The organism is Cupriavidus sp. SIMBA_020, from assembly GCF_046535395.1.
In the GTDB taxonomy this organism is placed as follows: domain Bacteria; phylum Pseudomonadota; class Gammaproteobacteria; order Burkholderiales; family Burkholderiaceae; genus Cupriavidus; species Cupriavidus campinensis.
In genome coordinates this window covers 81,739-108,200 of sequence record NZ_JAWRWU010000009.1, presented here as the reverse complement: position 1 = coordinate 108,200, position 26,462 = coordinate 81,739, and the positions used below count along the sequence as shown (strand labels likewise).

The 26,462-nt window shown below is 66.2% G+C and carries 25 protein-coding genes; 10 read left to right on the top strand and 15 right to left on the bottom strand.

Features of this window, described 5'->3' with window-relative positions:
* Nucleotides 1-78 precede the first annotated feature (78 nt).
* A complete protein-coding gene (locus tag SB751_RS18200; RefSeq protein WP_149138116.1) occupies nucleotides 79-975 on the bottom strand; it encodes a LysR family transcriptional regulator in 897 nt (298 codons plus the stop codon).
* 105 nt (nucleotides 976-1,080) lie between these two features.
* On the opposite strand from SB751_RS18200, the gene SB751_RS18195 reads away from it, so the two are divergent.
* From SB751_RS18195 to SB751_RS18175, 5 genes are read left to right on the top strand one after another with little or no spacing between them, the layout of a single operon-like run.
* On the top strand, nucleotides 1,081-2,280 hold the full coding sequence (locus tag SB751_RS18195) for a CaiB/BaiF CoA transferase family protein (protein ID WP_144196456.1): 1,200 nt from the start codon (nucleotides 1,081-1,083) through the stop codon (nucleotides 2,278-2,280).
* A gap of 36 nt (nucleotides 2,281-2,316) precedes the next feature.
* Complete coding sequence (locus SB751_RS18190; RefSeq protein WP_144196457.1) at nucleotides 2,317-2,778, top strand: MaoC family dehydratase; 462 nt, start codon at nucleotides 2,317-2,319, stop codon at nucleotides 2,776-2,778.
* A gap of 41 nt (nucleotides 2,779-2,819) precedes the next feature.
* Nucleotides 2,820-3,821, top strand: a complete 1,002-nt coding sequence (locus SB751_RS18185) for a tripartite tricarboxylate transporter substrate binding protein (protein WP_144196458.1) — start codon at nucleotides 2,820-2,822, stop codon at nucleotides 3,819-3,821.
* A 15-nt stretch (nucleotides 3,822-3,836) separates the two neighbouring features.
* A complete protein-coding gene (locus SB751_RS18180; protein ID WP_410748270.1) occupies nucleotides 3,837-4,997 on the top strand; it encodes an acyl-CoA dehydrogenase family protein in 1,161 nt (386 codons plus the stop codon).
* Between the two features lie 12 nt (nucleotides 4,998-5,009).
* Nucleotides 5,010-5,987, top strand: a complete 978-nt coding sequence (locus SB751_RS18175; RefSeq protein ID WP_144196460.1) for an acyl-CoA dehydrogenase family protein — start codon at nucleotides 5,010-5,012, stop codon at nucleotides 5,985-5,987.
* 5 nt (nucleotides 5,988-5,992) lie between these two features.
* On the opposite strand, the gene SB751_RS18170 is transcribed toward SB751_RS18175, so the two are convergent.
* The 3 genes from SB751_RS18170 to SB751_RS18160 are packed head-to-tail and all read right to left on the bottom strand — an operon-like array spanning nucleotide 5,993 to nucleotide 7,503.
* Complete coding sequence (locus SB751_RS18170) at nucleotides 5,993-6,604, bottom strand: glutathione S-transferase family protein (RefSeq protein WP_244844701.1); 612 nt, start codon at nucleotides 6,602-6,604, stop codon at nucleotides 5,993-5,995.
* A gap of 1 nt (nucleotide 6,605) precedes the next feature.
* Nucleotides 6,606-6,932, bottom strand: a complete 327-nt coding sequence (locus SB751_RS18165; RefSeq protein WP_144196461.1) for a tripartite tricarboxylate transporter substrate-binding protein — start codon at nucleotides 6,930-6,932, stop codon at nucleotides 6,606-6,608.
* A gap of 16 nt (nucleotides 6,933-6,948) precedes the next feature.
* Nucleotides 6,949-7,503, bottom strand: a complete 555-nt coding sequence (locus tag SB751_RS18160; RefSeq protein ID WP_144196462.1) for a carboxymuconolactone decarboxylase family protein — start codon at nucleotides 7,501-7,503, stop codon at nucleotides 6,949-6,951.
* Nucleotides 7,504-7,657: 154 nt separating this feature from the next.
* Between SB751_RS18160 and SB751_RS18155 the strand changes: the two genes are divergently transcribed.
* Entirely contained in the window at nucleotides 7,658-8,548 is an 891-nt protein-coding gene (locus SB751_RS18155; protein ID WP_211943161.1) for a LysR substrate-binding domain-containing protein, read from the top strand.
* Nucleotides 8,549-8,561: 13 nt separating this feature from the next.
* Here the strand turns inward: SB751_RS18155 and SB751_RS18150 are convergent, their stop codons facing one another.
* The 4 genes from SB751_RS18150 to SB751_RS18135 all read right to left on the bottom strand — a co-directional run bounded on the left by SB751_RS18150 (nucleotide 8,562) and on the right by SB751_RS18135 (nucleotide 13,619).
* Nucleotides 8,562-9,356 (bottom strand): SDR family NAD(P)-dependent oxidoreductase, encoded by a 795-nt coding sequence (locus tag SB751_RS18150; RefSeq protein ID WP_144196464.1) that lies wholly within the window; start codon nucleotides 9,354-9,356, stop codon nucleotides 8,562-8,564.
* A gap of 154 nt (nucleotides 9,357-9,510) precedes the next feature.
* Nucleotides 9,511-9,642, bottom strand: a complete 132-nt coding sequence (locus SB751_RS18145) for an oxalate:formate antiporter (RefSeq protein WP_144196465.1) — start codon at nucleotides 9,640-9,642, stop codon at nucleotides 9,511-9,513.
* Between the two features lie 21 nt (nucleotides 9,643-9,663).
* The gene (locus SB751_RS18140; RefSeq protein WP_144196466.1) at nucleotides 9,664-11,091 is read right to left on the bottom strand and encodes an OFA family MFS transporter; all 1,428 of its coding nucleotides are present in this window, start codon (nucleotides 11,089-11,091) and stop codon (nucleotides 9,664-9,666) included.
* 539 nt (nucleotides 11,092-11,630) lie between these two features.
* Nucleotides 11,631-13,619 carry a PhoX family protein gene (locus SB751_RS18135; protein WP_144196467.1) on the bottom strand — a complete coding sequence of 663 codons (1,989 nt, stop codon included), beginning with the start codon at nucleotides 13,617-13,619 and terminating at the stop codon, nucleotides 11,631-11,633.
* 365 nt (nucleotides 13,620-13,984) lie between these two features.
* Between SB751_RS18135 and SB751_RS18130 the strand changes: the two genes are divergently transcribed.
* The gene (locus SB751_RS18130; RefSeq protein ID WP_144196468.1) at nucleotides 13,985-15,850 is read left to right on the top strand and encodes a PhoX family protein; all 1,866 of its coding nucleotides are present in this window, start codon (nucleotides 13,985-13,987) and stop codon (nucleotides 15,848-15,850) included.
* Between the two features lie 81 nt (nucleotides 15,851-15,931).
* Here SB751_RS18130 and SB751_RS18125 read toward each other — a convergent pair whose 3' ends face one another.
* Both SB751_RS18125 and SB751_RS18120 read right to left on the bottom strand, forming a co-directional pair.
* Nucleotides 15,932-16,357: an acyl carrier protein gene (locus tag SB751_RS18125; protein ID WP_250025499.1), complete on the bottom strand. Its 426-nt coding sequence runs from the start codon at nucleotides 16,355-16,357 to the stop codon at nucleotides 15,932-15,934.
* A gap of 43 nt (nucleotides 16,358-16,400) precedes the next feature.
* Nucleotides 16,401-16,931, bottom strand: coding sequence for a GNAT family N-acetyltransferase (locus SB751_RS18120; RefSeq protein WP_250025498.1), 531 nt, complete (start codon nucleotides 16,929-16,931; stop codon nucleotides 16,401-16,403).
* 309 nt (nucleotides 16,932-17,240) lie between these two features.
* On the opposite strand from SB751_RS18120, the gene SB751_RS18115 reads away from it, so the two are divergent.
* Together SB751_RS18115 and SB751_RS18110 are read left to right on the top strand one after the other, a co-directional pair.
* A complete protein-coding gene (locus SB751_RS18115; RefSeq protein ID WP_144196469.1) occupies nucleotides 17,241-18,560 on the top strand; it encodes an NAD(P)/FAD-dependent oxidoreductase in 1,320 nt (439 codons plus the stop codon).
* 55 nt (nucleotides 18,561-18,615) lie between these two features.
* Nucleotides 18,616-19,179: a J domain-containing protein gene (locus tag SB751_RS18110; protein ID WP_144196783.1), complete on the top strand. Its 564-nt coding sequence runs from the start codon at nucleotides 18,616-18,618 to the stop codon at nucleotides 19,177-19,179.
* A gap of 12 nt (nucleotides 19,180-19,191) precedes the next feature.
* On the opposite strand, the gene SB751_RS18105 is transcribed toward SB751_RS18110, so the two are convergent.
* The 5 genes from SB751_RS18105 to SB751_RS18085 form a co-directional block, all read right to left on the bottom strand.
* Nucleotides 19,192-20,181: a Bug family tripartite tricarboxylate transporter substrate binding protein gene (locus SB751_RS18105; RefSeq protein ID WP_144196470.1), complete on the bottom strand. Its 990-nt coding sequence runs from the start codon at nucleotides 20,179-20,181 to the stop codon at nucleotides 19,192-19,194.
* Between the two features lie 123 nt (nucleotides 20,182-20,304).
* Nucleotides 20,305-21,099, bottom strand: a complete 795-nt coding sequence (locus SB751_RS18100) for an SDR family oxidoreductase (protein WP_211943160.1) — start codon at nucleotides 21,097-21,099, stop codon at nucleotides 20,305-20,307.
* Nucleotides 21,100-21,108: 9 nt separating this feature from the next.
* Nucleotides 21,109-22,074 (bottom strand): Bug family tripartite tricarboxylate transporter substrate binding protein, encoded by a 966-nt coding sequence (locus SB751_RS18095; RefSeq protein ID WP_250025497.1) that lies wholly within the window; start codon nucleotides 22,072-22,074, stop codon nucleotides 21,109-21,111.
* A 62-nt stretch (nucleotides 22,075-22,136) separates the two neighbouring features.
* Nucleotides 22,137-23,081: a hydroxymethylglutaryl-CoA lyase gene (locus SB751_RS18090; protein ID WP_144196473.1), complete on the bottom strand. Its 945-nt coding sequence runs from the start codon at nucleotides 23,079-23,081 to the stop codon at nucleotides 22,137-22,139.
* Nucleotides 23,078-24,277, bottom strand: a complete 1,200-nt coding sequence (locus SB751_RS18085) for a CaiB/BaiF CoA transferase family protein (protein ID WP_144196474.1) — start codon at nucleotides 24,275-24,277, stop codon at nucleotides 23,078-23,080. The genes SB751_RS18090 and SB751_RS18085 overlap by 4 nt, the downstream gene beginning before the upstream one ends.
* 219 nt (nucleotides 24,278-24,496) lie before the next feature.
* Here SB751_RS18085 and prpR point away from each other — a divergent pair, with 219 nt between their 5' ends.
* Nucleotides 24,497-26,446, top strand: a complete 1,950-nt coding sequence (gene prpR, locus SB751_RS18080) for a propionate catabolism operon regulatory protein PrpR (protein WP_144196475.1) — start codon at nucleotides 24,497-24,499, stop codon at nucleotides 26,444-26,446.
* The last annotated feature ends 16 nt before the right edge of the window (nucleotides 26,447-26,462 follow it).

Here is a 26,462-nt window from a genome sequence, read left to right as displayed (position 1 = left end):
TGAACCGGACACCCATGGCGCAAGTTTCATTACGGCCATGCACGGCCTGTATGACCGGTGCTGCGCTGCGGAACGGCCTCAGCCGTCCTGCATCATGCCGCGCGCCACGGTGGTGAAGTGCTGCACGTGGCGGTCATCGGCACCCTCGCGCGTGGCCAGCGCAATGCCGATGCGCGCGGTGGGCCGGGGGCTCGACAGCCGCAGGAAGCGCACGCGCCGATTGGTGTAGCGCGCCGTCACGCCGGGCACCAGCGCCACGCCAAGTCCGCTTTCCACCAGACTGACCATGGTCTGCACCTGCACCGCCTCCTGCGTCACGCGCGGCACAAAGCCGGCCTGCTGGCACAGCAGCATCGCCACGGCCTGCTGGTTGGGCACCTCGGCGCTGGGATGCATGATGAAGGGCTCGTCGGCCAGTGCCTTGAGCGCGATGGACTCCTGCGCGGCGAAGCGGCTGTCGGCCGGCACGGCGGCCACGAAGGTGTCTTCCTCCAGCGGCGTCAGCGTGAACGGTCCGGCGCTCAGGATCGGGAAGCGTACGAGGCCAGCATCCACCTGGCCACGTTCGAGCCGGTCCAGGATCGAGGCCGACGTCGACTCATGCAGGATCAGCTCGATGCCGGGATGCGCCGCGCGGAAAGCCGGAATCAGCCGGGGCAGCAGCGCGTAGGTGGCCGAGCCGATAAAGCCCACGCGCAGCGCGCCACGCTCGCCATGTGCGGCGGAGAGCGCAGCCGCGCGGGCCTGTTCGGCGTGAAACAGCGCACGCCGGGCGTCGGCCAGCGCCGCCTCCCCGGCCTGGGTGAGGCGCACCCCGCGCGTGGTGCGCACGAACAGCGGCGTGCCCAGATCCGCCTCCAGCTTGCGGATGGAGATCGATAGCGGCGGCTGCGCCATATGCAGGCGCTCGGCCGCCCGGTGGAAGTTGCCGGTCTCGGCGAGCACGACGAATTGCTGGAGTTGACGCAGGTCCATGGTGATATCCAATCGATATCGGTTCCTAAAAAACTAATATTAGACGGAAAGGTACCGCCGGCGGTAACCTCGTCGCTCAAAGCCAAAAGATATAAGGAGACGCCCATGCTGCCGCTGTCTGGCATTCGCGTGGTAGACCTGTCCACGGTCGTGATGGGCCCGTACGCCAGCCAGTGGCTGGCCGACCTGGGCGCCGAGGTCATCAAGGTGGAGCCGCCCGAGGGGGATTCCACGCGTCGCACCGGCCCCGCCACCGAAGACGGCATGTCGGCCATCTTCCTGGGCGTAAACCGCAGCAAGAAGAGCGTGGTGCTGAACCTGAAGCTGCCGGCCGCGCAGGCCGCGCTGCACCGGCTGCTGGCCACGGCTGACGTGTTCATGCACAGCATGCGGCCGCAGAAGCTGGCCAAGCTCGACCTGGACCCCGCCAGCGTGATGGCGCGGCATCCGCAACTGGTCTACGTGAGCCTGCTGGGCTTTGCGGAGGAGGGCCCCTATGGCGGGCGCCCCGCGTACGACGACATCATCCAGGGCCTGTCCGGCAATGCCGCGCTGATGGCCGCGCAGACCGGCACGGTGCGCTACTTCCCGACCATTGCGGCGGACAAGACCAGCGGGCTGGTGGCGGCGCTGTCGATCTCGGCGGCGCTTACCGGGCGCGCGCGGCAGGGTGGCAAGGGGTCGATGGTGGAAGTGCCGATGTTCGAGTCGATGGTGGCCTTCAATATGGTCGAGCATCTCTACGGCCAGCATTTCGAGCCGCCGCGCGGCACCGCCGGCTATCCGCGCGTGCTGGCGCCGCTGCGCCGGCCCTACCAGACCGCCGACGGCTACGTCTGCATGATGCCGTACACCGACGCGCACTGGCGTGACTTCTTCCGCAGCGCGGGGCGTGACGACCTGGCCGCCGACGCGCGCTTCACTGACATCGCGGCGCGCACGCGCCATATCGAAACGCTCTACGAAATCACCGGCGAACTGGTGCGGGAGCGCTCCACGGACGACTGGCTCGAGATCTGCGAGGGCCTGCAGATTCCCGTGGCGCGCGTGAACGACCTCGACGAACTGATCGACGACCCGCATTTGCAGGCCACCGGCTTCTTCGAGCAGGTCAGCGATCCGTCGATGGGCACGCTGCGCTTTCCGGGCGCGCCGGTGCGCTTCGACGGTGAACGCGCCCGTGCGGCGCTGCCGCCCCGGCTCGGCGAACACACGCGCGCCGTGCTCGGTGACGCGGGGCTGGACGCCAAGGACATCGACGCCCTGACGCGCGATGGCGCGGCGTTCGCGGCCAAGCCGCGCTGACACCCCATTCCAGACAAGATCCACAAGGAGACGAACATGACCCAAGCGCAGCCCCAACGCCTCGGGCAGGGCTACTACTGGCAGGACATCGAGGTCGGGCAGGTTTTCGAGACCTTCCGCCGCACGGTGACGGAGACCGATCTGGTCAACTTCATCTCCACCACCGGCATGCTGGAGGCCATCTTCATCGAGGCCGGCTACGAGGGCGGTGCGATTCAGGGCCGCCCGGTCCCGGCCGCGCTGACCTACGCGCTGATCGAAGGCTTCATCCTGCAGACCATGATCCAGGGTACCGGGCTGGCGATGCTGGAGCTGACGCAGAAGATCCACGGCCCGGTGGTGGTGGGCGACACGATCCGCGCCACTGTGACCGTGACCGGCATCCGCCCGACGTCGAAGAGCGGCCGCGCGGTGGTGGATTCGAGCATCGAGGTCTTCAACCAGCGCAACGAGCTGGTGATGACCTACACCGCGCGCCGCCTGCTGGCAGGCAGGTAGCCCGCTGGCGGCGGCCCCACGCATTTACAGGAGGAGACAACATGCCAGTTCAGAGCAAAAATGCCAGGCATCACCGTACGCTGCGACGCCTCTGCGCCGTAGCCGCGCTGGTCTGCGCGCCGGCCGCCATGCCGGCGCACGCAGCGGAATTTCCCGATCATCCGATCAAGCTCGTGGTGCCGTTCCCGCCGGGGGGGCCGACCGACCTCGTCTCGCGCGTGATTGCCAAGAAGATGTCGGAAGACCTCGGCCAGCAGGTGGTGGTGGACAACCGCCCCGGCGCCAACGGCAATATCGGCGGCGAGATGGTGGCCAAGGCGCCTGCCGACGGCTACACGGTGCTGTACAACACCTCGTCCATCGCGCTGAGCCCCGCGCTGTACAAGAAGCTGCCTTACGACGTGAAGCGTGACTTCGCGCCGGTGGCGATGACCGCCATGGTGCCGCTGGTGCTGGAGGTGAACGCGAAGGTGCCCGCGAACACCGTGGCCGAGTTCGTCAGCTGGCTCAAGGCCAACCCCGGCAAGATGACCTACGGGTCGGCCGGCAATGGCAACGTCACGCATCTGGCCGCCTTCCTGTTCCTGCAGGCCAACGGGCTGGACGCTGTACATGCACCCTACAAGGGCAGCGCGCCGGCCCTGACCGACCTCGCCGGCGGGCAGGTGCAGTTCATGACGGACACCATCAACTCGTCGCTGCCGTTCATCCGCGACAAGCGCATGAAGGCGCTGGCGGTGACCAGCCTCACGCGCAGTTCCCAATTGCCTGACGTGCCGACCGTGGCCGAGACCGTGATGCCCGGCTTCGAGGTAGGCGCCTGGCAGGGGATGATGGTGCCGGCCAAGACGCCGCCCGAGATCGTCAGGAAGCTCAATGCCGCCACGCTGAAGGCGCTGGCCGCGCCCGAGGTACGCGCCAGCCTGGCTGCGCAGGGCGCCGAGCCGCGCGGGACCAGCCCGGAGGCCTACGGCAAGTACGTGGCCCAGGAGCTGGAACGCTGGCGCAAGGTGGTCAAGGATTCCGGCGTCACGCTGGATTGAAACAGGAGTGTCGATGTGAGTGCGCTGTTTGCAACCTTCCAGCTCACGGCGCTGCCGCCACAGGCGGCGGCCTTCCGTGCCGAGGTCAAGGCCTTCCTCGCCGAACATCTGCCGGCGCTGCCGCCCGATGTGCGCGCGCGCTCGTGGATGGGCTTCGACGCCAGCTTCAGCCGCGCGCTGGCGCGGCGCGGCTGGGTGGGCATCACGCTGCCCGCGGCCCACGGCGGCGCCGGGCTCGACGCCTTCTCGCGCTTCGTGCTCGTGGAGGAGTTGCTGGCCTGCGGCGCGCCGGTCTCCGCGCACTGGATCGCGGACCGGCAGAGCGGGCCGCTGATCCTGCGCTACGGTAACGACGCCCAGCGCGACTTCTACCTGCCGCGCATCTGCCGGGGCGAGGCGTTCTTCTGCATCGGCATGAGCGAGCCGAACGCCGGCTCCGACCTGGCCAGCGTCAGCACGCGCGCCGTACCGCTGCCCGAAGGCGGCTGGCGGCTGAATGGCCGCAAGATCTGGACGACCAACGCCGACCGCTGCCAGTACATGCTGGCGCTGGTGCGCACCTCCGGCGAGGCGGGTGACCGCCAGAAGGGCCTGTCGCAGGTCATCGTGGACCTTGCCGCGCCGGGCGTGACGATCCGGCCGATCCACGACCTGGCTGGTGACGCGCATTTCTCGGAGGTGAGCTTCGACGATGTGACCCTGCCGCCCGATGCGCTGGTGGGGCAGGAGGGCGCGGGCTGGGAGCAGGTCAACGCGGAACTGGCGTTCGAGCGCAGCGGCCCGGAGCGGCTTTATTCGAGCGTGGTGCTGCTCGACGCATGGATTGCCGCGCTGCGCCGCCTGCCGTCGATTCGGCGCGACACGGTCACCGTTGGCCGGCTGGTCGGCAGGCTGGCCACGCTGCGCGCGATGTCGCTGGCGGTAACGGCGCGGCTCGCCGCCGGGGAAAGCCCGCTGGTGGAGGCCGCGCTGGTCAAGGATCTCGGCACCGAACTGGAGCAGTCCGTGGGCGCGCTGGCGGAAGCGGCGCTCGGGGATGAACCGGAGCTGGCCGCCGACACGGCGCTGTATCGCACGGCGGCTTACGTCAGCCAGATTTCGCCGACCTATTCGCTGCGGGGCGGTACCCGCGAGATCCTGCGCGGCATGATTGCGCGCGGCCTTGGCCTGCGCTGAAGGAGTTTCGAGATGGATAACGCCTATTCCGACGCGCTGACAGCCCTGCTGCGCGACCACTGCACGCCGGCGCATGTGCGCGCCGTGGAAGCCGGGCAGGGTGCGGCGCCGCTGTGGAGCGTGCTGCGCGACAGCGGCTTTGCGGACTGCCTGCTGCCCGAGGATGCCGGTGGCGCGGGGCTTTCGCTGGCGGAGGTCGCCCCGCTGCTATTTGCGATGGGCTGGCACGCAATGCCGCTGCCGCTGGCCCAGACGATGTTCGCGCGGGCGGTGCTGCATCAGGCCGGCATCGACATACCGGAGGGCCCGATTGCGCTGGCGACGTTCGACGCCGCGCCGCGCACCCATGCGCCGTGCGGAGCCGCCGCCGCGTGGTTCCTCGTGCAGGACGGCGGCCAGGGGGCGCTGGTTGCCCGCGCAGCCGCGGATCTGGCAGATACCGGCGTGCACGGCGACCTGACGGTCTCCATCGGCCGGTCCCCGTCCGCCGCCTTTCCGCTGGCGCCGGGGCTGCTGCGTACGCTGGGCGCCTGCCTGCACGCCGCCCAGATGGCCGGTGCGATGGCCCGCGTGTTCGACATGACCTTGCAGTACGCCAACGACCGCGCGCAGTTTGGCCGGCCCATCGGCAAGTTTCAGGCGATCCAGCATCAAGTCAGTGTGATGGCCGAGCAGGTGGCGGCGGCGCGCGTGGCGGCGCAGATCGCGTGCGCGTCCGACGACGCCTGGCCGGACCGCATGCGCGCGGCGGTGGGCAAGCTCAATGCCTGCGAGGCGGTGACTCCGGTCACTGGCAGCGCCCATGCCGTACACGGCGCAATGGGCGTCACCGGGGAATACGACCTGCAACTGTTCACGCGGCGCCTGCACGCGTGGCGGCTGGCCGATGGCTCGGAGCGCTACTGGGGCCGGGAGATTGGCGAGGCGGCCTGCGCGGCGGATGCCGGCACGGTCGATCTGATCCGGTCTTGGAGTACCGACGCGGCCTGACGTCGCTACGCCGACGGCATGGTCTCCCGCATCGACAGGCGCTGGTCGAACGTCGCGAACCACTGCGCCAGCGCCGGCGCCTGCGCGCGCCAGTCGAGTTCCTTAAAGCGGAAGTCCAGATAGCCCAGCGCGCAGCCGATGGCGACATGCCCGAGCGACACGGCTGAGGCGCGCAAGGTGGCCGCTTCGGCATCGAGTACCGACAGCGTGGCCGCCAGCTTGGCGGCCCAGGCGTCGAGGATGGGCGCCGACTGCTGCGCCGCCGGCCGCAGCCGCTCGTTGCGCCACAGCACCAGCAGATCGGTCAGGCCATGGCCCATCCCGTGCCAGCGCAGCGCGCGCAGGCGGGCGGCGCGCTCGCCCGGCACCAGCGCGGAGCCAGCGGCAAGGTACTCGCAGATCAGTGTCGATTCCGACAGCACGCTGCCGTCTTCAAGCACCAGCGTCGGGATCTTGTTGAGCGGGTTCATGCGCATCACGTCCGCGTTGCAGCCAGTCATGGCCACCACCGCGTCCGTGCAGCGGATGCGGTCGGCGATGCCCAGTTCGTGCGCGGTCACCATCACGCGCCGCACGAACGGCGAGCGGGGCGACCAGTACAGCGTCATCGTGCCCATGTCATTCTCCGTGGATGTTGTGTTCCTTGACCACGCGGCCCCACTTGGCGGTGTCGTTGCGGATCAGCGTGGTGAACTCGGCGGCGCTGCCCGGGGCGGGGACCAGGCCCAGTTGTTCGAGGTTGGTGCGCACGCCGGGGTGGTCGAGCGTGCGGCGCAGGGCCTCGTTCACGCGCTTCACCACGTCAGGCGGCGTGCCGGCCGGCCCCATCATCCCGTACCAGTTGCTGGCAACGGCGCGGCCGTTGCCCCAGCCCGGGCCGACGCAGCCCGCGCCGGTCACGATGACAACTTTTCCTTCGAGCCTCTTGGGCGAATTGGATGACATGTTGCGGATTTCCTGTTCAGAGCGGATCGAGTTCGTTGGGCGTGCCTGCCGGCGGCACCACCTCGAACGCGTTGATGGTCATCGAGATCAGCGTGTAGTAGCCGGCGAGGCCGACGAGGTCCACCACGCCGTCCTGGCCGAGCACGTCGATGGCGTGCTTGTAGAGCGTGTCGGGAATGCGGCGGGTCTGGTCGAGGCTCTGCATCACGGCGTGGACCACGGCCTCGTCCTCGTTGGCGAAGGCCGGGGTGCGGCCGGTGCGGATGGCCTCGACCACCTCGGGCTGCACGCCGGCCTTCAGCGCCAGCGGCTTGTGGGCGTACCACTCGTACTCGGCGCGCCAGGCGCGGGCCATGCAGAGGATGGCCAGCTCGGACAGGCGCGGTGGCAGGGAGGAGTCGTAGCGGCAGTACTGACCCAGCGCCTGGGCGGTGGCGGCCAGCTGGGGGCGTTGCAGCCAGACCGCCAGCGGCCCGCGCACGCCGCCGCGCGGGCCGCCGGCAATGGTGTCGTGCACGGCGCGCTGGGCAGGGGTCATGGCGTCCAGCGCCGGGGTGGGGATGCGTGGCATGCGCCTGTCTCCGGAATCTTAGGGTTGTTGTCTTGGAATCCGGCCATTGTGCGAATGGCGTTTGGATGCGTCCAATATATTTTTGGGAAGAGACTGATTCCAAAATAGAATGACTGGCGCTGCCGTCTGGCGGCGCACGCAAGGGGGCGGAAGCATGAAAGCGACGATGGAGATTCGGGACCTGCGCATGTTCATGGCGCTGGCGGAGGAGTTGCATTTCGGCCGCGCGGCGGAGCGGCTGCGCATCTCGCAGCCGCCGCTGACCAAGCACATCCAGCAGCTCGAGGAACAACTCGGCGTCATGCTGTTCGACCGCAACAAGCGCAGTGTGCGGCTGACGCCGGCCGGCGCGGCGCTGGTGCAGGAGGCGCGGCGCATCCTGAACCAGGCCGAGGTGGCCTTGCAGGTGGTGCGGCGCGCACAGCAGGGCGAGACTGGCACGCTGCGGATTGGCTTCGTGGCAGCGGTGGTCTATATCGGCATCGAGACGCTGTTCGCCCGGCTGCATCGGGAGCTGGCGGGTGTGGAGACGGTTTGGGAGGAAATGGGCTCGTCAGAGCAGGTGGAGGCGCTGCGCAAGGACCGCATCGACCTGGGCTTCGCGCAGGTGCCGATGGGGGTGGGCGAGATGGCGGCGCACCTTGTGGCCAGCGTGCCGCTGGCGGCGGCGCTGCCTGCCACGCACCGGCTGGCGGGCCGCGCGAAGATCGATGTGGCGGCGCTGGCCGACGAGCCGTTCATCGTGATTCCGCGGGAGAGCGCGCCGGGGTATTTCGACCTGACGGCGGCCACCTGCCTGGCCGGCGGCTTCAGCCCGAACTTCCGCCACTACGCCAAGCACCTGCTGTCCGTCATCAGCCTGGTGGCGCTGGGCCGGGGCGTGGCACTGGTGCCGCGCACGCTGGGCACGGCGGCGGTGCCCGGTGTGGTGCTCAAGCCGCTCACCGGGGCGCCGGCGCACGCGCAGTACTCGGCAATCTGGCATCCGGAGAACCCGTCGCCGGTGCTGGCGCGTGCGGTGGCGTTGCTGGGCGCGGGCGGCTGAGCCGGCTGGCTGTTCAGATGATCGTATCGACCACGCCGCCATCCACCCGCAGCGCCGCGCCGGTGGTGGCCGATGCCTGCTTCGAGCACGCATAGACGACCATATTGGCCACTTCCTCCACCGTGGCCGCGCGCTGGATCAGCGACGAACTGCGGTGCGCCTTGACGAAGTCAGCCGCCACTTCCTCGGCGCTCTTGCCGCTCTTGGCAATCTCGTCCTTGAGCATTGCCTCCACCCCTTCGGACAGCGTCGGTCCCGGCAGCACCGCATTGACCGTCACGCCGGTCCCCGCCAACTGCTTGGCCAGCCCGCGCGAGACGGCCAGCTGGGCGGTCTTGGTGACCCCGTAGTGGATCATTTCCACCGGGATATTGATGCCGGATTCCGACGCGATGAACACGATCCGGCCCCATTTCCGGGCGGCCATGCCCTTGGCGTAGGCGCGCGAGAGCCGTACGCCGGTCAGCACGTTGACCTCGAAGAAGCGCGTCCACTCGCTGTCGGGGATGTCGAAGAAGTCCTGCGGCTGGAAGATGCCAAGGTTGTTCACGAGGATGTCGATGTCGGGATGGGTGCCGACCAGCTTGTCGCACACCGCCGCATCGACCAGGTCGCCGGCAAAGCCTACCGCCTGGGCGTCTGGCACGGCGGCTTTCAGCTTGGCCAGCGCCTGCTCCACGCTGGCGCTGCTGCGGCCGTTGACGATAACGCGTGCGCCGGCCTCGGCAAGCCCCTTGGCCGTGGCAAAGCCGATGCCGGCCGTGGAACCCGTGACGAGGGCGGTCTTGCCCGATAGATCGATCTTCATGGCGACTCCATTCAACTGGGTGGGAAGGGGCGAGGGGGGAAGGGGCCCCGCGCGGGGCAACCCGACAAGTGTAGGAGGAAATGAAAAGGGCCGCGGTTGCCGCGGCCCTTTCGTCACTGCCTCACTGCGTCACTGCCTCATTGGCTGTCCGGTGTTACTGGAACAGCTTCAGCGCCTGGGTAATGGTGTTGGACACCCCCCAGACCAGCGGCACCAGCACATAGAGCCAGAACACCGCCAGCAGACCGGTGTTGGTCGGTTGCGCGTCAAGAGATTGGTTTTCCATGGATGACTCCGTTCTAGGTGCTTAGTGCGCGCCGCCCGCCACACCGGCCATGCCGGCTACTTCGGCGTCGCTCATGTGGTGCTTGTCGCTGACGCGCGAGACCAGCAGGTTGGCCAGGAAGCCGATGACCAGCAGGCCAGCCATGATGTGCAGCGTCATGGTGTACGCCGCGCCACCGGTTACGCCGTGCGCCACCTGGTATTCGCGGATGTAGTTCACCAGCACCGGGCCGGCAATGCCGGCGGCGGCCCAGGCGGTCAGCAGACGGCCATGGATACCGCCCACGTAGGCCGTGCCGAACATGTCGGCCAGGTAGGCCGGGATGGTGGCAAAGCCGCCGCCGTACATCGACATGATCACGCAGTAGGCCAGCACGAACAGCGCGATGCTGCCGGCGCCACCCAGTTGCGGCACCAGCCAGTACAGCACGGCGCCCAGCGCGAAGAACACGAAGTAGGTGTTCTTGCGGCCGATCCAGTCCGACGACGAGGCCCAGAAGAAGCGGCCGCCCATGTTGAACAGCGACAGCAGCCCCACGAAGCCCGCGGCGGCGGCCGGCGTGACCGAGCCCTTGAAGCTTTCCTGGATCATCAGCGAGGCCTGGCCGAGCACGCCGATGCCGGCGGTCACGTTCAGGAACAGCACCACCCACAGCAGGTAGAACTGGGGCGTCTTCAGAGCCTGGTCGATGTGCACGTGGTTACGCGTGATCATCTTGTTGGTGGTGACCGGCGGGGTCCAGCCGGCGGGCTTCCAGCCGGGCGGCGGGACGCGGATCGCCAGCGAGCCGATGGTCATCGAGATGAAGTAGCCCACGCCCATGACCAGGAAGGTCTGGGTCACGCCGACCGAGGTGGCGCTCTTGAAGGTGTTCATCAGCGCCACGGACAGCGGCGCGGCGATCATCGCGCCGCCGCCGAAGCCCATGATGGCCATGCCGGTGGCCATGCCACGGCGGTCCGGGAACCAGCGGATCAGCGTGGAGACCGGCGAGACATAGCCGAGGCCCAGCCCAATCCCGCCGAGCACGCCATAGCCGAGGTAGAGCAGCACGATCTGGTGCGTATAGACCCCGAGCGCGGAGATCAGGAAACCGCCGCCAAAGCAGCAGGCCGCCGTGAACATGGTCTTGCGCGGGCCCACGCGTTCCAGCCATTTGCCGGCGAAGGCGGCTGAAATGCCGAGGAAGAAAATGGCCAGCGAGAAAATCCAACCCAGCGTGGTCAGTTTCCAGTCGTCAGGTGCGGATTCGGTAATACCGATTACCCTGGACAGGGGGGCATTGAATACCGAGAAAGCATAGGCCTGGCCAATGCAGAGGTGCACCGCCAACGCGGCGGGCGGGACCATCCAACGGGAAAATCCCGGTTTGGCGTAGGTCGCTTCCTTGGAAAAGAACGGCGCTCGCCCGTAGGACGGGCTGCCACCATCGTTGATCACGCTGCTCATTTTGAACATTCTCCGGGACATGGGAATACCGGGTAGTTCGTCCCCACTGGCCTGGCGCGCCCGGCTGCTCTGGCGGCAGCGCGGTTGACCCCGTCACGCCCTGGACGAATTACCCCCAGCTATGTCGGTGCCCCCGGGCTTTGAGAGGGTTTGTGGCCCCGGGGCGGTCCGACTAGTTACTACGCGGTGGAAACGGGGGCGGCGCACACTGGACGTGCGTGTGCAACGGACCTGGGCGGTCCGGCATCGAGGGCAAACAAAGACGTGCTGCGTCCCGTTTCGAAAAGACTCATTTGGATTTCCAGATTGGGGCGTGCAATATATGTCGCGAATAACATATATCACCGTGGAAAATATTATTCGCCGAACCTTATCCGCCCTTATTCAGGACTTCAATAGGCTAAAGATGACATATTCCCGTTCCGCGTGAATTGCGGGCGTTGATCGGGAATGAGACTGGGTGGTGCCCGTGGGGCGTGGGATTTTTGCCACATGACCGGGCCACCCGGCAGTGCGGATGGCCCGGGTACTTCAGGACATCAACCCAGCTTGACGCTGGTGGCATCCGCGGTCAGGTAACCGACGGCGGAGCCGAACTTGTCCTTGTAGTTGGCGCGCACCAGCGGATCGAGCGTGGTCTTCACGCCGGCGGGCATGGTGCCGATGAATTCGCCCGCGTGCTGGAAGTTGCTCATGATGTAGGTCCAGCCGTTGAGTTCGTCCACGGCGTGCAGGCCCGTCGATTCGCCGCCAGCCGGTACCGACATCAGGCGGCTCAGCTTCTTCGTATCGATGTTGTACGCCCACAGGAAGTTGTTGGCGTGCTGGCCGCTGTCTTCGCCGATGAACAGCGTGCGCAGCTTTTCCGAGAACTTCAGGTTGTCCGGGTTGCCAATCGTTTCCGGATCTGCCGTGTTGCCCAGCGCGTCAGCGGCGATGTCCTTGCCGGCGATCAGCGCCTTGGTGTGCACCGGCACCCATTCGCTGCGGATGGCAGCGCCGCTGGTGTCGGTCTGGCCACCGGTCAGGTTGTGCTGCATCACCACGCCAGCCTTCAGCGCGGCCGGCAAGCTGATGTTGCTGGCGGCGTTCCAGCCCTTGGCGTTGTTCAGCACCATCGAGTCCTGAACGTTTTGCAGGGCGGAGTAGGCGATCTTGTCCTTGATGTTGACAGTGGTGCCTTCCATCTTGGTGAAGCCCATGCTGCCGCCGGCCAGGTAGGCGTAGCGGTGGGTTTCCAGGAACGCGGCCACGCGCTCCTTGCCCGGTACGACCTTGACCCACTGGGCAATGCCGTTCGCGAAAATCTTGGTGTAGCTGGTGTCCACCGGGTCTGCCCACTTCACGTCCATGATGTCCTGCGGACGGTGGGACTTGGCCATCGCTTCCACTTCGGCGCTGGTGGCGTGGCCGAGCTTGATCCAGGTCAGCGCGGCGCCGGCGGCAGCCGGATCGACCGAGAAGCCCGAACCCACCTTCGCCACGTACAGCGTGCCGGCGGACAGGTCCTTCTCCTTGTCGGCGATGAACATGAACATGGCGCTGTTGGTGGCGTCATCGCCCATCAGCACGGTGCGGTTGTCCGGCATTACCTGCACGAGTTCGTGCGAGATGCGGCCCAGGCAGTAGTGCTTCTTGATCGAGCCCGTGCCGTCCGCGTTCACCGTGACTTCCGGCAGATGGCCGTACAGATAGTGGTTCAGCGGAATGCTCGCGTTGCCGTACAGGTTGGTGGCATAGGCGGTGTACTGCGTGAGCAGGGCGGCGTCCGCGGTCCACGGATCCGGCTCGTACTCTTCGCTGGAGAGGTGGGTGTTCCACGGCGACAGGCTCGCGCCGCAGGTGATCCACAGGCCGTTGGCGCTGGAGGTATCGACGTTGTGGTACTTGACCAGCGTCAGTTTGCCGGTGGTCGGGTTCTGGTCGAGCGTGAGGACGGCGATCGGCGACGGCAGGCAGCCGTAGGTGGAGACGCCGGCCTGGTCGGCCGTGTTGTATTCGAACTGGACCACGGCGAACACGGTGTTGCCGGTGACGCCGGCCACCTTGGCGCCGTCGATCTTCAGCAGCGACGTGCCATCCGGCGAGTCGGAGAAGAACTGGCGTTCCTTGCCGGCCACCGAGCGGTCGATGATCGGCTGGTTGTTGATGTCGACGTAGCCGCCGGCCAGGATCTTGCCGCCGTTGCCGTCGGACACTTCGTCGCCGGTGATGAAGAACGGCTGGTAGGCCAGCTTGTAGGTCTGGCTGGTGCCGTCGCTCATGGTCACCTTGAGCGACGAGCCCACCGTGGTGGTGGACATCGCGGCCGGGTCGGCCAGCGTCGGCGCGGCCATGCCCGTGAATTCGGCGGAGGCGAACGTCGCGGGGGTGGCGCCCGGCGTGGCGGGCGTGCCCGGCGTGGCAGCGTCGCTGTCGCCGCCACAACCGGCCAGCAGGGAAACGGAACCCAGGCCCAGCGGCAGCATCGGCGCGCCGGCGAGGAGTTTCAGGGCCTTGCGGCGCGATGCATTGAGTTTGTCCAACATTTTCTCGTCCTTTTTTGTGTGGGTCGGCAACCGGATGGCAAGGCTCGCCATGTCGCCGCAGTGGGAACGACCTCTAATCGTTCAGGCCGGACGCCATCCTATGAACGGACTGTGACAAGGTGTTGAAAGCGCAATAACCATCACTTGGACTACCGCCGGGCGCTGGCGGAGCGTCGCAAAAATGCAAAAAAGGGCTGCGATCATCGCCGCTGAAATGTCTCTCAACCTCATTTGCCGGGAATGCATTGCTGTGCAGACATGATGTAACGAAACCGTCATTTGTGATCGCTAGTATCTGGGCCGGCAAGTCGCCTCCGGGACATCAGAAGCCCGGTGGTTTCCCATACAACTGGAGGTCTCTACTCATGTCGTACATCACCGATAAGTTCCGCGCGCCGCGCCGTGAAGCCCAGGGCTCGGTCACCGTTCCGGGCCAGACGCTGGAGGAAATCGTCGCCGCCAACCCCGAGCGCCGCAAGGTACTGCGTGGCGGTCTGGGCCTGTCGCTGCTGTCGGCCTTCGGCGGCGGCAGCCTGCTGGCGGCCTGTGGTGGCGATGATGATCCCGCTCCGGCGCCGGCACCGGCCCCGGGACCCGGCGCGGCCCCCACGCCGACCCCGGTGCAGCCGCTGGACTACAGCATCAATTTCACGCCGGTGGCCGACAAGGTGACCGCTGACACCGTGACGCTGCCGACCAACTATTCGTATACCGTGCTGTTCTCGGCGGGCGACCCGGTGGAAGCGGGCTCGGTGGGCTACACGGGCGCGTTCCAGTCGTCGGCGGAAACCGAACGCCAGGCCGGCGGCAACCACGACGGCATGCACTACTTCGAGATCCCGGGCACGGACCCGCAGAAGGGCGGCCTGCTCGTGATGAACCACGAGGCCATGGACAGCGCCATCCTGTTCTCGGGCTCCTACAACGCCGGCACCGCCACGCCCGAGCAGAAGCGGCTGGCGCTGTCGTCGGTTGGCGTGTCGGTGATCGAGGTCGAATTCGTCGCCAATGCCTGGCAGGTCAAGAAAAACTCGACGTACAACAAGCGCTACACCGGCAACTCGCTGTATCGCGTCTCGGGCCCTGCCGCCAGCGTGGTGGGCGGCACCGTGGTTGGCACGCTGAACAACTGCTCCAGCGGCCATACGCCGTGGGGCACCTACCTGACCTGCGAGGAAACCACCGACAACTACCTGGACCCGACGCAAGCCGACGAAGGCTACGGCTGGGTGGTGGAGATCGACCCCCTCCAGCAGATCTCGGGCATGCCGGTCAAGCGCACCGCCATGGGCCGCTTCGACCATGAGAACACCGCGTTCATGACCGATTCGAGCAATCGCGTGGCGTTCTACATGGGCGACGATGGCACGCCGGGCTGCATCTACAAGTTCATCCCCAGCGCCGCCTTCGACGCGACCAACCGCCTGAACAACGCCAGCCTGCTCGACAACGGCACGCTGTACGTGGCCAAGTTCAACGCCGACGGATCGGGCGACTGGGTCGAACTGACCCAGGGCAAGAACGGCCTCGTGGCGGGCGCCTCGGACCCGGGCAACTTCACGCAGTCGGTCGTGCCGCCGGCGCCGGTAGCCATCGACTTCAACACCCAGGCCGACGTGCTGATCAACACCAAGGCCGCCGCCCGCGTGGCCGGTGGCACGCTGATGGACCGCCCGGAGTGGATCACGGTGGGCCTGGACAAGACCGTCTACTGCACGCTGACCAACAACGGCGGCCGTCAGGTGACGGACGCGGCCAACCCGCGCGTGACCAACTCCCACGGCCATATCGTCCGCTGGAAGGAAACCGGCGATTCGCCGCTGGCGGTCAAGTTCACGTGGGAAATCCTGCTGCTGGCCGGCGACCCGTCCATCGCGGCGGCGAACCTGAAGGGCAACATGGTGGGCGACACGTTCTCGAGCCCGGACGGCATCCGCGTGGACCCGAAGGGCCGCCTGTGGGTGCAGACCGATGCGGGCACGGGCACCAGCACCACCGACATCTTCGGTGCCAATTCGATGCACTACGTGGACCAGGTCACGCGCGAGGTGAAGCGCTTCCTGGTCGGCCCGCACGGCTGCGAAATCACCGGTCTCGCATACACGCCGGATCTGACGACGTTCTTCGTGAACATCCAGCATCCGAACGACAAATGGCCGAGCGCCAGCCTCCCGGCACGCTCATCCACGGTCGTCATCCGGCACAACCAAGGCAAGCCGATCGGCGCCTGATGCAGGCGCGAAGGGCGGCATAGTGGGTGCCGCCTGATCGGCAATTGACACGCCGCGGTCCGCAGGGATCGTGGCGTTTTTTTATCTTCCCTCGACTTTGGCGGAGACCAGCTGCACTAGTTCGGATACGGTGCGCGTCTTTTCCGCCTCGGTGTCAGCGATCCTGATTTGAAAATGGGCTTCGAGGGCAAGGACGATTTCGATGCTGGCCATCGAGTCAAAGTCCCAGAAGAAGCTGAGGTTCTGTGAGAAATCATCCTCTGCGCGAAGGCGAGACATATCCGCGCCAAGCTGCTCCTCAAGGATCTTTCGAATGCCGAGGACTACCTCGGGTTTGATGCCAAGACCGAGAAAGTAGCGGTCGTATAACGCCTCCGAGGGGAGGGACTCGCGGCCGGCGAATGCCTCGCTGATCTTTCGCTCCTTCGCTCGAGATTCACGCCGAACTGTCCAGGCCAGAATAACCGCTACAGCGATGCCTGCAAGAATGCCTTGTGCAATTGTCATGGCGCTCCAGCGCTGTTTTAAGAAGACACGCTAAACGCCCGACCTACGCTAGTTGTTTGTGATAGAACGTCGTTCCGCATAATGTGCCATCGGGCATCAGCGCATAGTTGGGTACATCCCCGACGCGTTGCCAACCGGCTCGCTGGTAGAGCCGGGAAGCATCTCCGTCCGTAACGGTATCAAGTACAAGTACGGATTTTCCGTTAGCGCGAGCCACCTCATCAATTTCCTCCAGCAACCGTCTGGCAACGCCTGCGCGCCTGGCGCTTCGATGCACCAGCATTTTCGCAACGTCGGCGCGATGTGGCTGGTTTTCTGGTAATGCGATGACCAACTGTACGGTCCCAACGATTTGACCGGAGGCATTCTCGGCGACTAGCAGAACTCGCTCGTTCTGGTTTACGCTTCCCGCGACCTTTATCCAGAAGTCCTCTGCTGTCTGTCGTGAGATCGGCATCATGAAACTGACTGAGGCGCCGCCCTCCACGCAGTCAATGAGTATATCGGCCAGTACGCCGATACATTCTAATGCGTCGCCACTATGGAGCTGTCGTACGGTTATGTGGTTGTTCATTGTTGGAAGCGTTTCGAAGAATATAGACTGGGCATTGGCTGGCGCCCAAATACACAACGTAACTATTCAGTGTCACGGTTTTTCTATCCAGCGTACGTTTGCTATGACAACTAAATCGGCCCGAGAAGCATATCAAATAGACATCCAATTGGCCGGCATCTTCCCTAGGATGTTGTCGTATTGGTACTGCACCACTTGCAAGCGGGCTGTGAGCGCGGCATCTCCGCAGCGCCGCCAACTCAGGGTCTGGGCCCCTTGCCGCGCCAACGCCTTACAATGCCGTTCGCGCCTCACGCGCAGATCGACGCCATGCCCCAGATTCGCAAACTTCCCGCCATCGACGGCCAGCTCGGCTGGTTCGAAACATCGCCTTCCCGTCACGCGGCCATCGGCCAGCGGCTGCGCGGACATCATCATTTCCATTACGCCGTGGTGGGCGCCGGCTTTACCGGCGTGGCGCTGGCACGGCGCCTGGCCGAACTGCATCCGCAAGCGCGCATTGCGCTGGTGGATGCGCTGGAAGTGGGGCAGGGTGCATCGGGCCGGAACGCTGGCTTCATCATCGATGTGCCGCACAACGTGGATGGGGGCGAGGCGGACGTCGAATCGAACCGCAAGCTCCACACGCTGAACCTGTTCGCCATCGAGCGGCTGCGCAGCCTCAAGGATCGCCATGGCATCGATTGCGCATGGCAGGACGCCGGCAAGTACATGGCCGCCCATGAAGCGCGGCACATGGACGCGCTGGAACGCTTCGCGCAAGGCCTGAAGCGGGCCGGCTTTGACTACGAGTTGGTAGAAGGCGCCGCGCTGTCGCGGCGGCTGGGCACGGCGTACTATCAGGCCGCCGTCTACACACCCGGCAACGTGCTGGTGAATCCGGCATCGCTGGTGCGCGGCCTGGCGGCAAGCCTTCCTGAATCGGTCACGCTGTTTACAGGCAGTCCGGTGACGGCATGCCATGACGGCCCTCCGCATGTGCTGGAATTCGCCGGTGGCACCGTGCGGGCGGACAAGCTTGTGCTGACGGTGGGCAGCTTCAGCGAGACCTTCGGCAAGGTGCGTAACCGCCTGGCCACCGTCTTCACCTACGCCAGCCTGAGCGAGCCGCTGACGCCCGATGAGATGGGCCTGTTCGATGATGTGGCGCCCTGGGGCACCACGTCCGCGCATCCTGCCGGCACTACCGTCCGCTACACCCCGGATCAGCGGCTCTTCGTGCGCAACACATTCCACTACCGTCCCGCGCTGCTTGCGTCTGACGCCGACCTGCGCCAGGCCATGCACCAGCACCGGCTGTCATTTGAGGCACGTTTCCCGGCACTGGCGACCAAGCCATTCGCACACACCTGGGGTGGCATGATCAGCGTGACGCGAAATCATCATTCGATCTTCCGGCAGGAAGCGGAGGGCGTCTACAGCGTGGTGGGCTGCAACGGTGTGGGTGTGGCCAAAGGCACTTACCTGGGCCATTACATGGCGGAGTTCATGGCCGGCATGCAAAGTCCCGCGCTCGACTTCATCCTCGCCAACAGCCAGCCCAACTGGATTCCGCCCGACCCATTCAAGCGAATCGGGGCTGCCATGCGGATGCGCAAGGAACTGGCGGGGGCCGGCGGCGAGATTTGATGCAGTGCGGCATGCTAGGATGGACACCTCCGTTTTTCGCCCTGCCCCGCTCCCCATGAATACGCTCTACGCGACGCTTGGCGTACAGTCCGATGCCACCCTCGACGAGATCAAGCTCGCCTATCGCCGCGCGGCGATGAAGTGGCATCCGGACCGCAACCCCGGTCGCGAAGCCGAGGCGCATGCGGCCTTCCAGCAGATTCGCGATGCCTATTCGATCCTGTCCGATGCCGAGCAGCGGCAGGTCTACGACGACGTCTTCGAACGCGAAATGCGCCGCTGGGAAGCCGAGCAAGCGGCCGAGGAAGCCGAGGCGCGCGAGGCACAGGAAGCGGCCAGGCGTGCGGCGCAGGAGCACTACGAGAAGATGGTCGCCATCGCCATGCGCTTTGCCGACGATGGGCACACCCGCGATGTCCTGTTCGGTGTGCTGCTGGGCCGGGATTGTGAGGCGGACCTTGCCGGACGCATTGCCGACAGCGTCTGGGCGCTGCATGAGTCGCGCAGGGCGGTGGACAAAGCCGGGGTCGCCCCGTCACCCGGGGCCGCCCCAGCGGAAGCGGAAAAACCCGTCAGTGCGTTCGAGACGTTCTGGCAAGGGATGTTCCGGTTCCGCTAGCCGCGCCGCGTCTCACTCGACCTTGATGTTGGCGGTCTTGACGACCTCGCCGTACTTCTTCAGGTCCGCCTGGATCTGCTTGCCAAACGCCTCCGATGAATTGCCGACCGGATCGATGCCCAGCGTGGCGAGCCGTTCGCGCGTCTCGGGCTGGTTGACCACGACATTCAACTCCTTCGACAGCCGGTCGACGATCTCCTTTGGCGTCTTGGCGGGGGCCAGCAATCCCACCCACGAGTCGCTGACCAGACCTGGGGCGCCTGATTCCTCCAGCGTCGGCACATCCGGCAGCGTCGATACGCGGCTCGCGCCGGAAACTGCAATCGCCGTGGCCTTGCCGGTTTTCACGTATTGCTGCGCGCCGGCCACGGCCGTGTACAGCACCGGCAGCGTGCCGCCCACCAGATCCCCCATCGCCTGGCCGCCGCCCTTGTAGGGGATGTGCGTCATCTTCAGGCCGGTGCGGGCCTTGAGCAGCTCCCCGGCCAGGTGCGGCGTGCTGCCGGTGCCGGCGCTGCCATATGACAACCCTTCGGGCCGGGTCTGCGAATACGCGACGAGTTCCTTCAGGTTCTTCGCCGGGACGGACGGGTGGGTAATCAGGATCAGCGCCGCATCGCCAATCTTTCCGACGGGCACGAAGTCCTTGACCGGGTCGAATGGCACCTTGGGAAAGACATGCGGATTGATGACGATGGTGCCGTCGAACCCGAGCAGCAGCGTGTAGCCATCGGGCGCCGACTGGGCCACCATCGCGCTGCCGATATTTCCCGAGGCACCGGGCTTGTTGTCGACCACGATCTGCTGGCCAAGGCGCTGGCCCAGCCTGTCCGCAATCACACGGGCGCTGGTATCCGAAACGCCGCCCGGCGCGAACGGCACGATCAGCCGGATCGGGCGCGACGGGTAGTCTTGCGCGAAGGCGCTGGTGCCGGATATGGCCGGCGTGGCGACGGTGACGGCAACGGCGCATAGCGCCTTGACGAGGGTACGGCGGTGCATAGGGTCTCCTCCTGCTGCAACAGTGAGTTCGGCGTTATTCGCCTGTTATCTGCAATCTGGTACTGCGGAACGACGGGTACGGCTTCGGTGCAATCAGACGACATCAGACGACATCGGGCGACATCAGACGACGATGGGCGTGGTGGCGCCGTCGATCGACAGGATCGCCCCCGAAATGTAGGACGCGCGTGCCGACGCGAAAAACAGCACGGCATCGGCGATCTCTTCGGGCGCGGCAAGCCGCCCGAGCCCGGTGCGTTCGTTGGCTTTGCCGAGGGCCTCCTCGACGGTTGTGCCAGCCAGTTTCGCTTCGGCTTCCAGGCCCTGTTGAAGCCGCTCGGTGCGCGTGGCTGATGGGTTGAGGGCGTTCACCCGCACCCCGAACCGGCCGTACGCGCTGGCCAGCCCCGCCGTTGCCAGCATCAGGGCGGCATTGGCGGCGCCGCCGGGCAAATGGGTCGGGCTCGCTACCTTGCCGCCCATGCCGACGACGTTGACGATGGCGCCGTGCCCAGCCTGGGCCATGCGCTTGATGACCGGGTCGATGACGTGCATGTAGCTGAAGTATTTCGCGTCCATCGCCTCGCGCCACGACTGGGGCGTCAGCTCCGCAGGCGGGGTGCGGCGCGCGCCACCGGCGGACGTGACCAGGATGTCGATGCCGCCCAATGCGGTGGCTGCGGCGTCAACGGCGTGCGCGGCCTGCGCCGCGTCGCTCAGGTCAGCCGCAACCGTGAACGGATCGGCGCCCGGCGCATCGGCCACCAGTGCGGTCCGCGCGGCGGCGAGATTGGCCTCGCTACGTCCGATGATCGCCACCTTGGCACCTTCACGCAGGAACGCGCGGGCGCAGGCGAGGCCAATGCCGCGGCTGCCGCCGGTGATCAGCACGCGCTTGTCAGTCAGTTCAAGATCCATGGGGATTTCCTATTCGGGCTGGATGCCACCGCGTTTGGCCACGTCGGCCCATTTCCGCGTTTCCTTGTCGAGGAAGGCGCGAAACTCCGTCGGTGGGGTCAGGACGATGGTAGCCCCCTGGTCTTTCATCTGCTTGGCGAGCGCCGGGTCCTGCGTGACCTGCTGCAGGTCGTGATGGATCTGCTCCACGATGGCCGGCGACATGCCCGCCGGCCCGAACAGGCCATACCAGTTCAGCGATTCCACGCCATCGAGTCCGGCTTCCTTGAACGTCATCGCATCGGGGAAGAGCGACATGCGCTGATCCGCCGCCACGCCAATCACGCGCAGATTGCCGCTTTGCACGTGGGGCAATGCCGTCAGCACGCTGGTGAATCCGGCGCCGACATGGCCGCCGATGACATCGACCATGATCTGTGCGCCGCCCTTGTACGACACCGGAATGGTCTTGAGATTGCCCGCCTGGCGCAGCAGTTCGCCGGTCAGTCGCGTCTGGCCTTCTGAGTAGCCGATGCCAAGCGGCTGGCTACGGGCGGCACTGACGAGGTCGGTCAGGGATTTCGCAGGGTTGGACTTCGATACCACCAGCACCATCGGCGAGATGGCGAGGCGCGTGATCGGGGAGAAGCCACGCACCGTGTCGTAAGGCAGGCTTTTCATCAGCACAGGATTGATCGCGTGCGAGCCCACCACCATCAGCAGCGTGTAGCCGTCCGGGGCGGACTTGTGAACGTGGCTGGAGCCGATCACGCCGTTGGCGCCGGGCCGGTTGTCCACCACTACCGACTGCCCCCAACGCTCGGACAGCTTCTGCGCGACCAGGCGGCTGACGATATCGGTGCCGCCACCGGGCGCATAGGGCACCACCAGCGTGACGGTCTTTTCCGGCCACTTCGCAGCCGCGTGGCCAGAAGCCAGCGCGGCGGCGCAGGCCATGGCGCCCAGCACGCCTCGAATCCAGCGAATGTTCTTCATCAGGTGTCTCCTTCCTTTATGGGTCTTGTGTGGCCAGATGCTCGGCGGCATCCGTGCCGGCCTTACGTGCAGCTTTTGCCGCGAGGGTTCTGCTGGCGCCGCAGCCATGCAATGGAGCGGCCGCCAAGGGGGCGATCCAGCAGCGATTCGGCGAATGTCACCGCGTCGAGCAGTCCATCGAGCGAAATCCCGGTACGCAGGCCGCATTGCTCGGCCATCAGCACCAGGTCTTCGGTGGCCAGGTTGCCTGCGGCGCCCGGGGCAAACGGACAGCCGCCAATGCCGCCCACGCTGGCGTCGAAGCGGCGCACGCCGGCTTCCAGCGCGGCCCATGCATTGGCGACGCCCAGGCCGCGCGTGTCATGCAGATGCACGGCCAGCGTGCCGGGGTCGAGTGCTTGTGCCAGCGCAGCCATGCGCGATTTGACGGCGGCGGGCGCTGCAGCGCCGATGGTGTCGGCGATCACGATTTCTTCCGCGCCGGCGTCCCGCATGCGGCAGGCCAGACGCAACACCGTATCGAGGTCGACCGGCCCTTCGAACGGGCAATCGAACGCAACCGCCACATAGGCACGCGTGCGCAGGCCGAGTTCGCGCGCCCGCACCAGCGTCTGTTCGCTGACATCGGTGGCGGCGTCCAGCCCCATATTGATGTTGCGCTGGTTCATCGTCTCGGTGGCGGAGAGCACCACCGCGATCTCGGTGGCCCCGGCGCTGTGCGCCCGTTCCAGCCCCTTGAGATTCGGCACCAGCGTGGAGAGCCGCAGGTCCGGGCACTGTGCCGCAGCGCGCTGGACCACGTCCGCCGCGTCGGCCATCTGCGGCACGGCCTTCGGCGAGACGAAGCTGGTGGCCTCGACGCTGCGTACGCCGGCACGCGCCAGCAGGCGGATCAGTTCTACCTTGGCATCGGTGGAAATGGCGACGGCCTGGTTCTGCAGCCCGTCGCGCGGTGCAACGTCCGTGATGACGATGTCCGGCGTGGCATGGCGTTGTGCGTCGCTCATGCTACGGCCCCGGCTTCGCGCAGCCGCGCAATCTGTGCGTCGTCATAGCCCAGCGTGTCACGCAGCACCGTGGCCGTGTGCTCGCCCAGCGCGGGCGGACAGGTATAGGCCGGCGTGGTCACCCCGGAAAGCTTCACCGGATTGCCGGGCATCCGCACGGTCTCGCCGGTCTTCAGTGGCACCTCGACAATCATGTCGCGTGCCTCCACCTGCGGCTCGCGCAAGGCGTGCGCGAAATCGTTGACGGGGCCGCACGGAATGCGAGCCTGCCGCAAACGGGCCAGCCAGTAGGCCGACGACTCGGCGCGCAGTTCGTTGGCGATGATGGCGTCGATCCGCGCCTTGTCGGCATAGCGGCCCGGCTGCTTCAGGTACTCGGGTGCGCGCAGTGCGGGATGGTCGATCACGCTGAGGAAGCGTTCGAAGAACGCGTCGCCGATGCAGGCAATGATGATGTGGCCGTCGCGGGTCGGATAGGTGTTGTACGGCACGTGCACGAAATGGCTGTTACCGATGCGTTCGGGCACCAGGCCGGACATCAGGTGCATCGTCGCCATGTAGTTCAGCAGCGAGATCTGGGCGTCCAGCATGGAGATGTCCACGTGCTGGCCCACCCCGGTCTGTTCGCGCGCCGCCAGCGCCGCCAGCACGCCGATGGCGCCGAACACACCGCCGCCCAGGTCACCCACGGGAATGCCGCTGCGTACCGGCGGGCCATCCGACATGCCGGTGATGGACATGCCGCCACCCATGGCCTGCACCACCTGGTCGAACGCGGGCTGCTGCCGGTCTGGCCCGGTCTGGCCGAAGCCGGTGACGGAGCAGGTGATGATGCGCGGATTGACCTTGGAGAGCGATGCGTAATCGATACCCAGGCGCTCCGTCACGCCGGCGCTGAAATTGTCGAAGACCACGTCGGCATGGCGCACGAGATCCAGAAATACCGCCCGGCCGGCCTCGGATTTCAGGTCCACGCACACGCTTTCCTTGTTGCGGTTCAGCGTGAGGAAGTACGCCCCCATGCCGTCGCGGGCGTAGTCCTCGCTCTCCGCAAGCAGTTTGCGCGTGCCTTCCCCGGTGCCAGGGGGCTCCACCTTGATCGTGCGTGCGCCCAGGTCGGCCAGCAGCATGGTGCCGTACGGGCCCGAGAGCATATGGGTCAGGTCAAGTACGGTGATGTGTCCGAGCGCCTGCATTGCTTCCTCCGTGTTCGTATTGATTGTTCAGTGCAATCGGTATGCCAATGCATGGGGGAGTTGCTAAATGACTGATTTTTAATGGAATGAGGAGGGAGGGGTGACGTGGCGCACGTTTCATGAAACACTCATGAGACATTTAATGAAACCGCCGTGAAACACGCGTGCAACGTACACGAGAGGCGCCGCAGCGCCTGGAGGCGGCCGACGAGGAGACCCATGCGCAGCACCTCCCCCGAACGCGGCAGCCTGCCGCGTCTCTGCTTTATCAGCTACAAGCACCTGAGCCGCTTCGCCATGACGGTGCTGGACGAGTTCGCCGACCGCGCGACGATCGAGGTGGTCAATGGCTCGTTCGAGGCCGCACTGGACGCCGCGCACGATCGCCTGCGCGATGGGTCGGCCGACGTCTTCGTCAGCGCAGGGGCAAACGCCACGATCCTGCGCAACGCGCTCGATGCACCCGTGGCCACCATCAAGCTCAGTGGCTTCGACATCCTGGTGGCGCTCCTGCAGGCGCGGCATATCTCGAACCGGGTAGGCGTGGTGATGTACGGCGAATGCATTCCCGAGCTGGATGCCGTCCGCGAGCTGCTCAATATCGAGGTGGCGCAGTACGCGTACCGCACCCCGGACGAGGCGCGGCAGTGCTTCGAGCGGCTCGTGCGTGATGGCTATGAGGTGGTGGTGGGTTCCAGCATCGTCATGGAACTGGCGGAGCAGTACGGCATCCAGGGGCGCCTGGCCTATTCGATCAATGCGGTGCGCCAGGGGATTGAGGACGCCATCGAACTGGCGCGTGTGGCCCGCCTGGAAGCGGGCCGATATGACCAGCTCAACGGGGTACTGCACAATCTGCAGGAGGCCGTGCTGGCCGTCGACCGCGACAATCGCGTGATTGCCGTCAACCCGCCGATGGAAATGCTGCTGGGCCGCGTCAAGGCGAGAATGATCGGCCAGCATCTGGAAGACATCGAGCCGGCGCTGTCGCTGCAAGCCACGCTGGCCAGCGGCATGCAGGAGCGGGGCAGCGTGTTTCGCTTCGCGCAGCGTGACTGGATCGCCAATCGCACCCCGATCCGCGAGCATGGCGATACGGTGGGTGCGGCCATTACGCTGTATGACGCGCGCAATATCCAGGATGCGGATGCCAGCCTGCGCAGCCAGCAGCGCCGGCATCCGCGCAATGCGCGCAACCGCTTCGACAACCTGATCGGCGCCAGCCCGGCCTTCGAACGCGCCTGCGCAACGGCGCGGCGCTATGCCAGAACGGATCTCACGGTGCTGCTATCCGGCGAGAGTGGGGTGGGCAAGGAGCAGTTTGCACAGGCGATTCATAACGAGAGCAAGCGCGCCGCCAAGCCGTTCGTCGCCATCAACTGTGCGGCCTTTCCGGAGGCGCTGCTGGAAAGCGAGCTGTTCGGCTACGACGAGGGCGCCTTCACCGGATCGCGCCGTGGGGGCAAGCGCGGGCTGTTCGAATCGGCCCATACCGGCACGCTGTTTCTTGACGAGATTGGCGACATGCCGGTCTCGCTGCAGACGCGGCTGCTGCGCGTGCTGCAGGAGCGCGAGATCCTGCGTCTGGGCGGTGCCATACCGATTCCGGTCGACGTGCGGATTATCGCGGCGACGCATCAGCCGCTGCCGCAGTTGATCGCATCCAGGCAGTTCCGTCAGGATCTCTACTACCGCATCAACACGCTGCAACTGGCGTTGCCACCGCTGCGCGAGCGCCGCGAGGACATCGCCTTGCTCGCCACGTTCCTGCTGCGGCGCTCGCTGGACCGGCTGGACTCGCGCCTCGACGCACCGGCCCTGGTCGCGCGCCTGCTGCCAAGGCTGCAGGCCCATGCCTGGCCGGGCAATATCCGTGAGCTGGAGAATATCTGCGAGCGGATGGCGGTGTTCTTCTCGCAATGGGAGGATCTGGCGCGCATTGCGTTCGACGAACTGCATCACGACTGCCCGGAACTGTTCGGGGCGGCCAGCATCATGGCGCCGCCACAACCGGAGCTTGCGTCGCCGCCATCGACCGCACCCCGCGCGCGCGTGCTGGAAGTGCTGGCCGAGTGTGGCGGCAATCGTCAGCAGGCGGCGCAGCGGCTGGGGGTGAGCCGCGCGACGTTGTGGCGTTGGGAGAAGGCGGCCACGGCACAGGTTTCATAGAGGCGCGCCCCGCCCC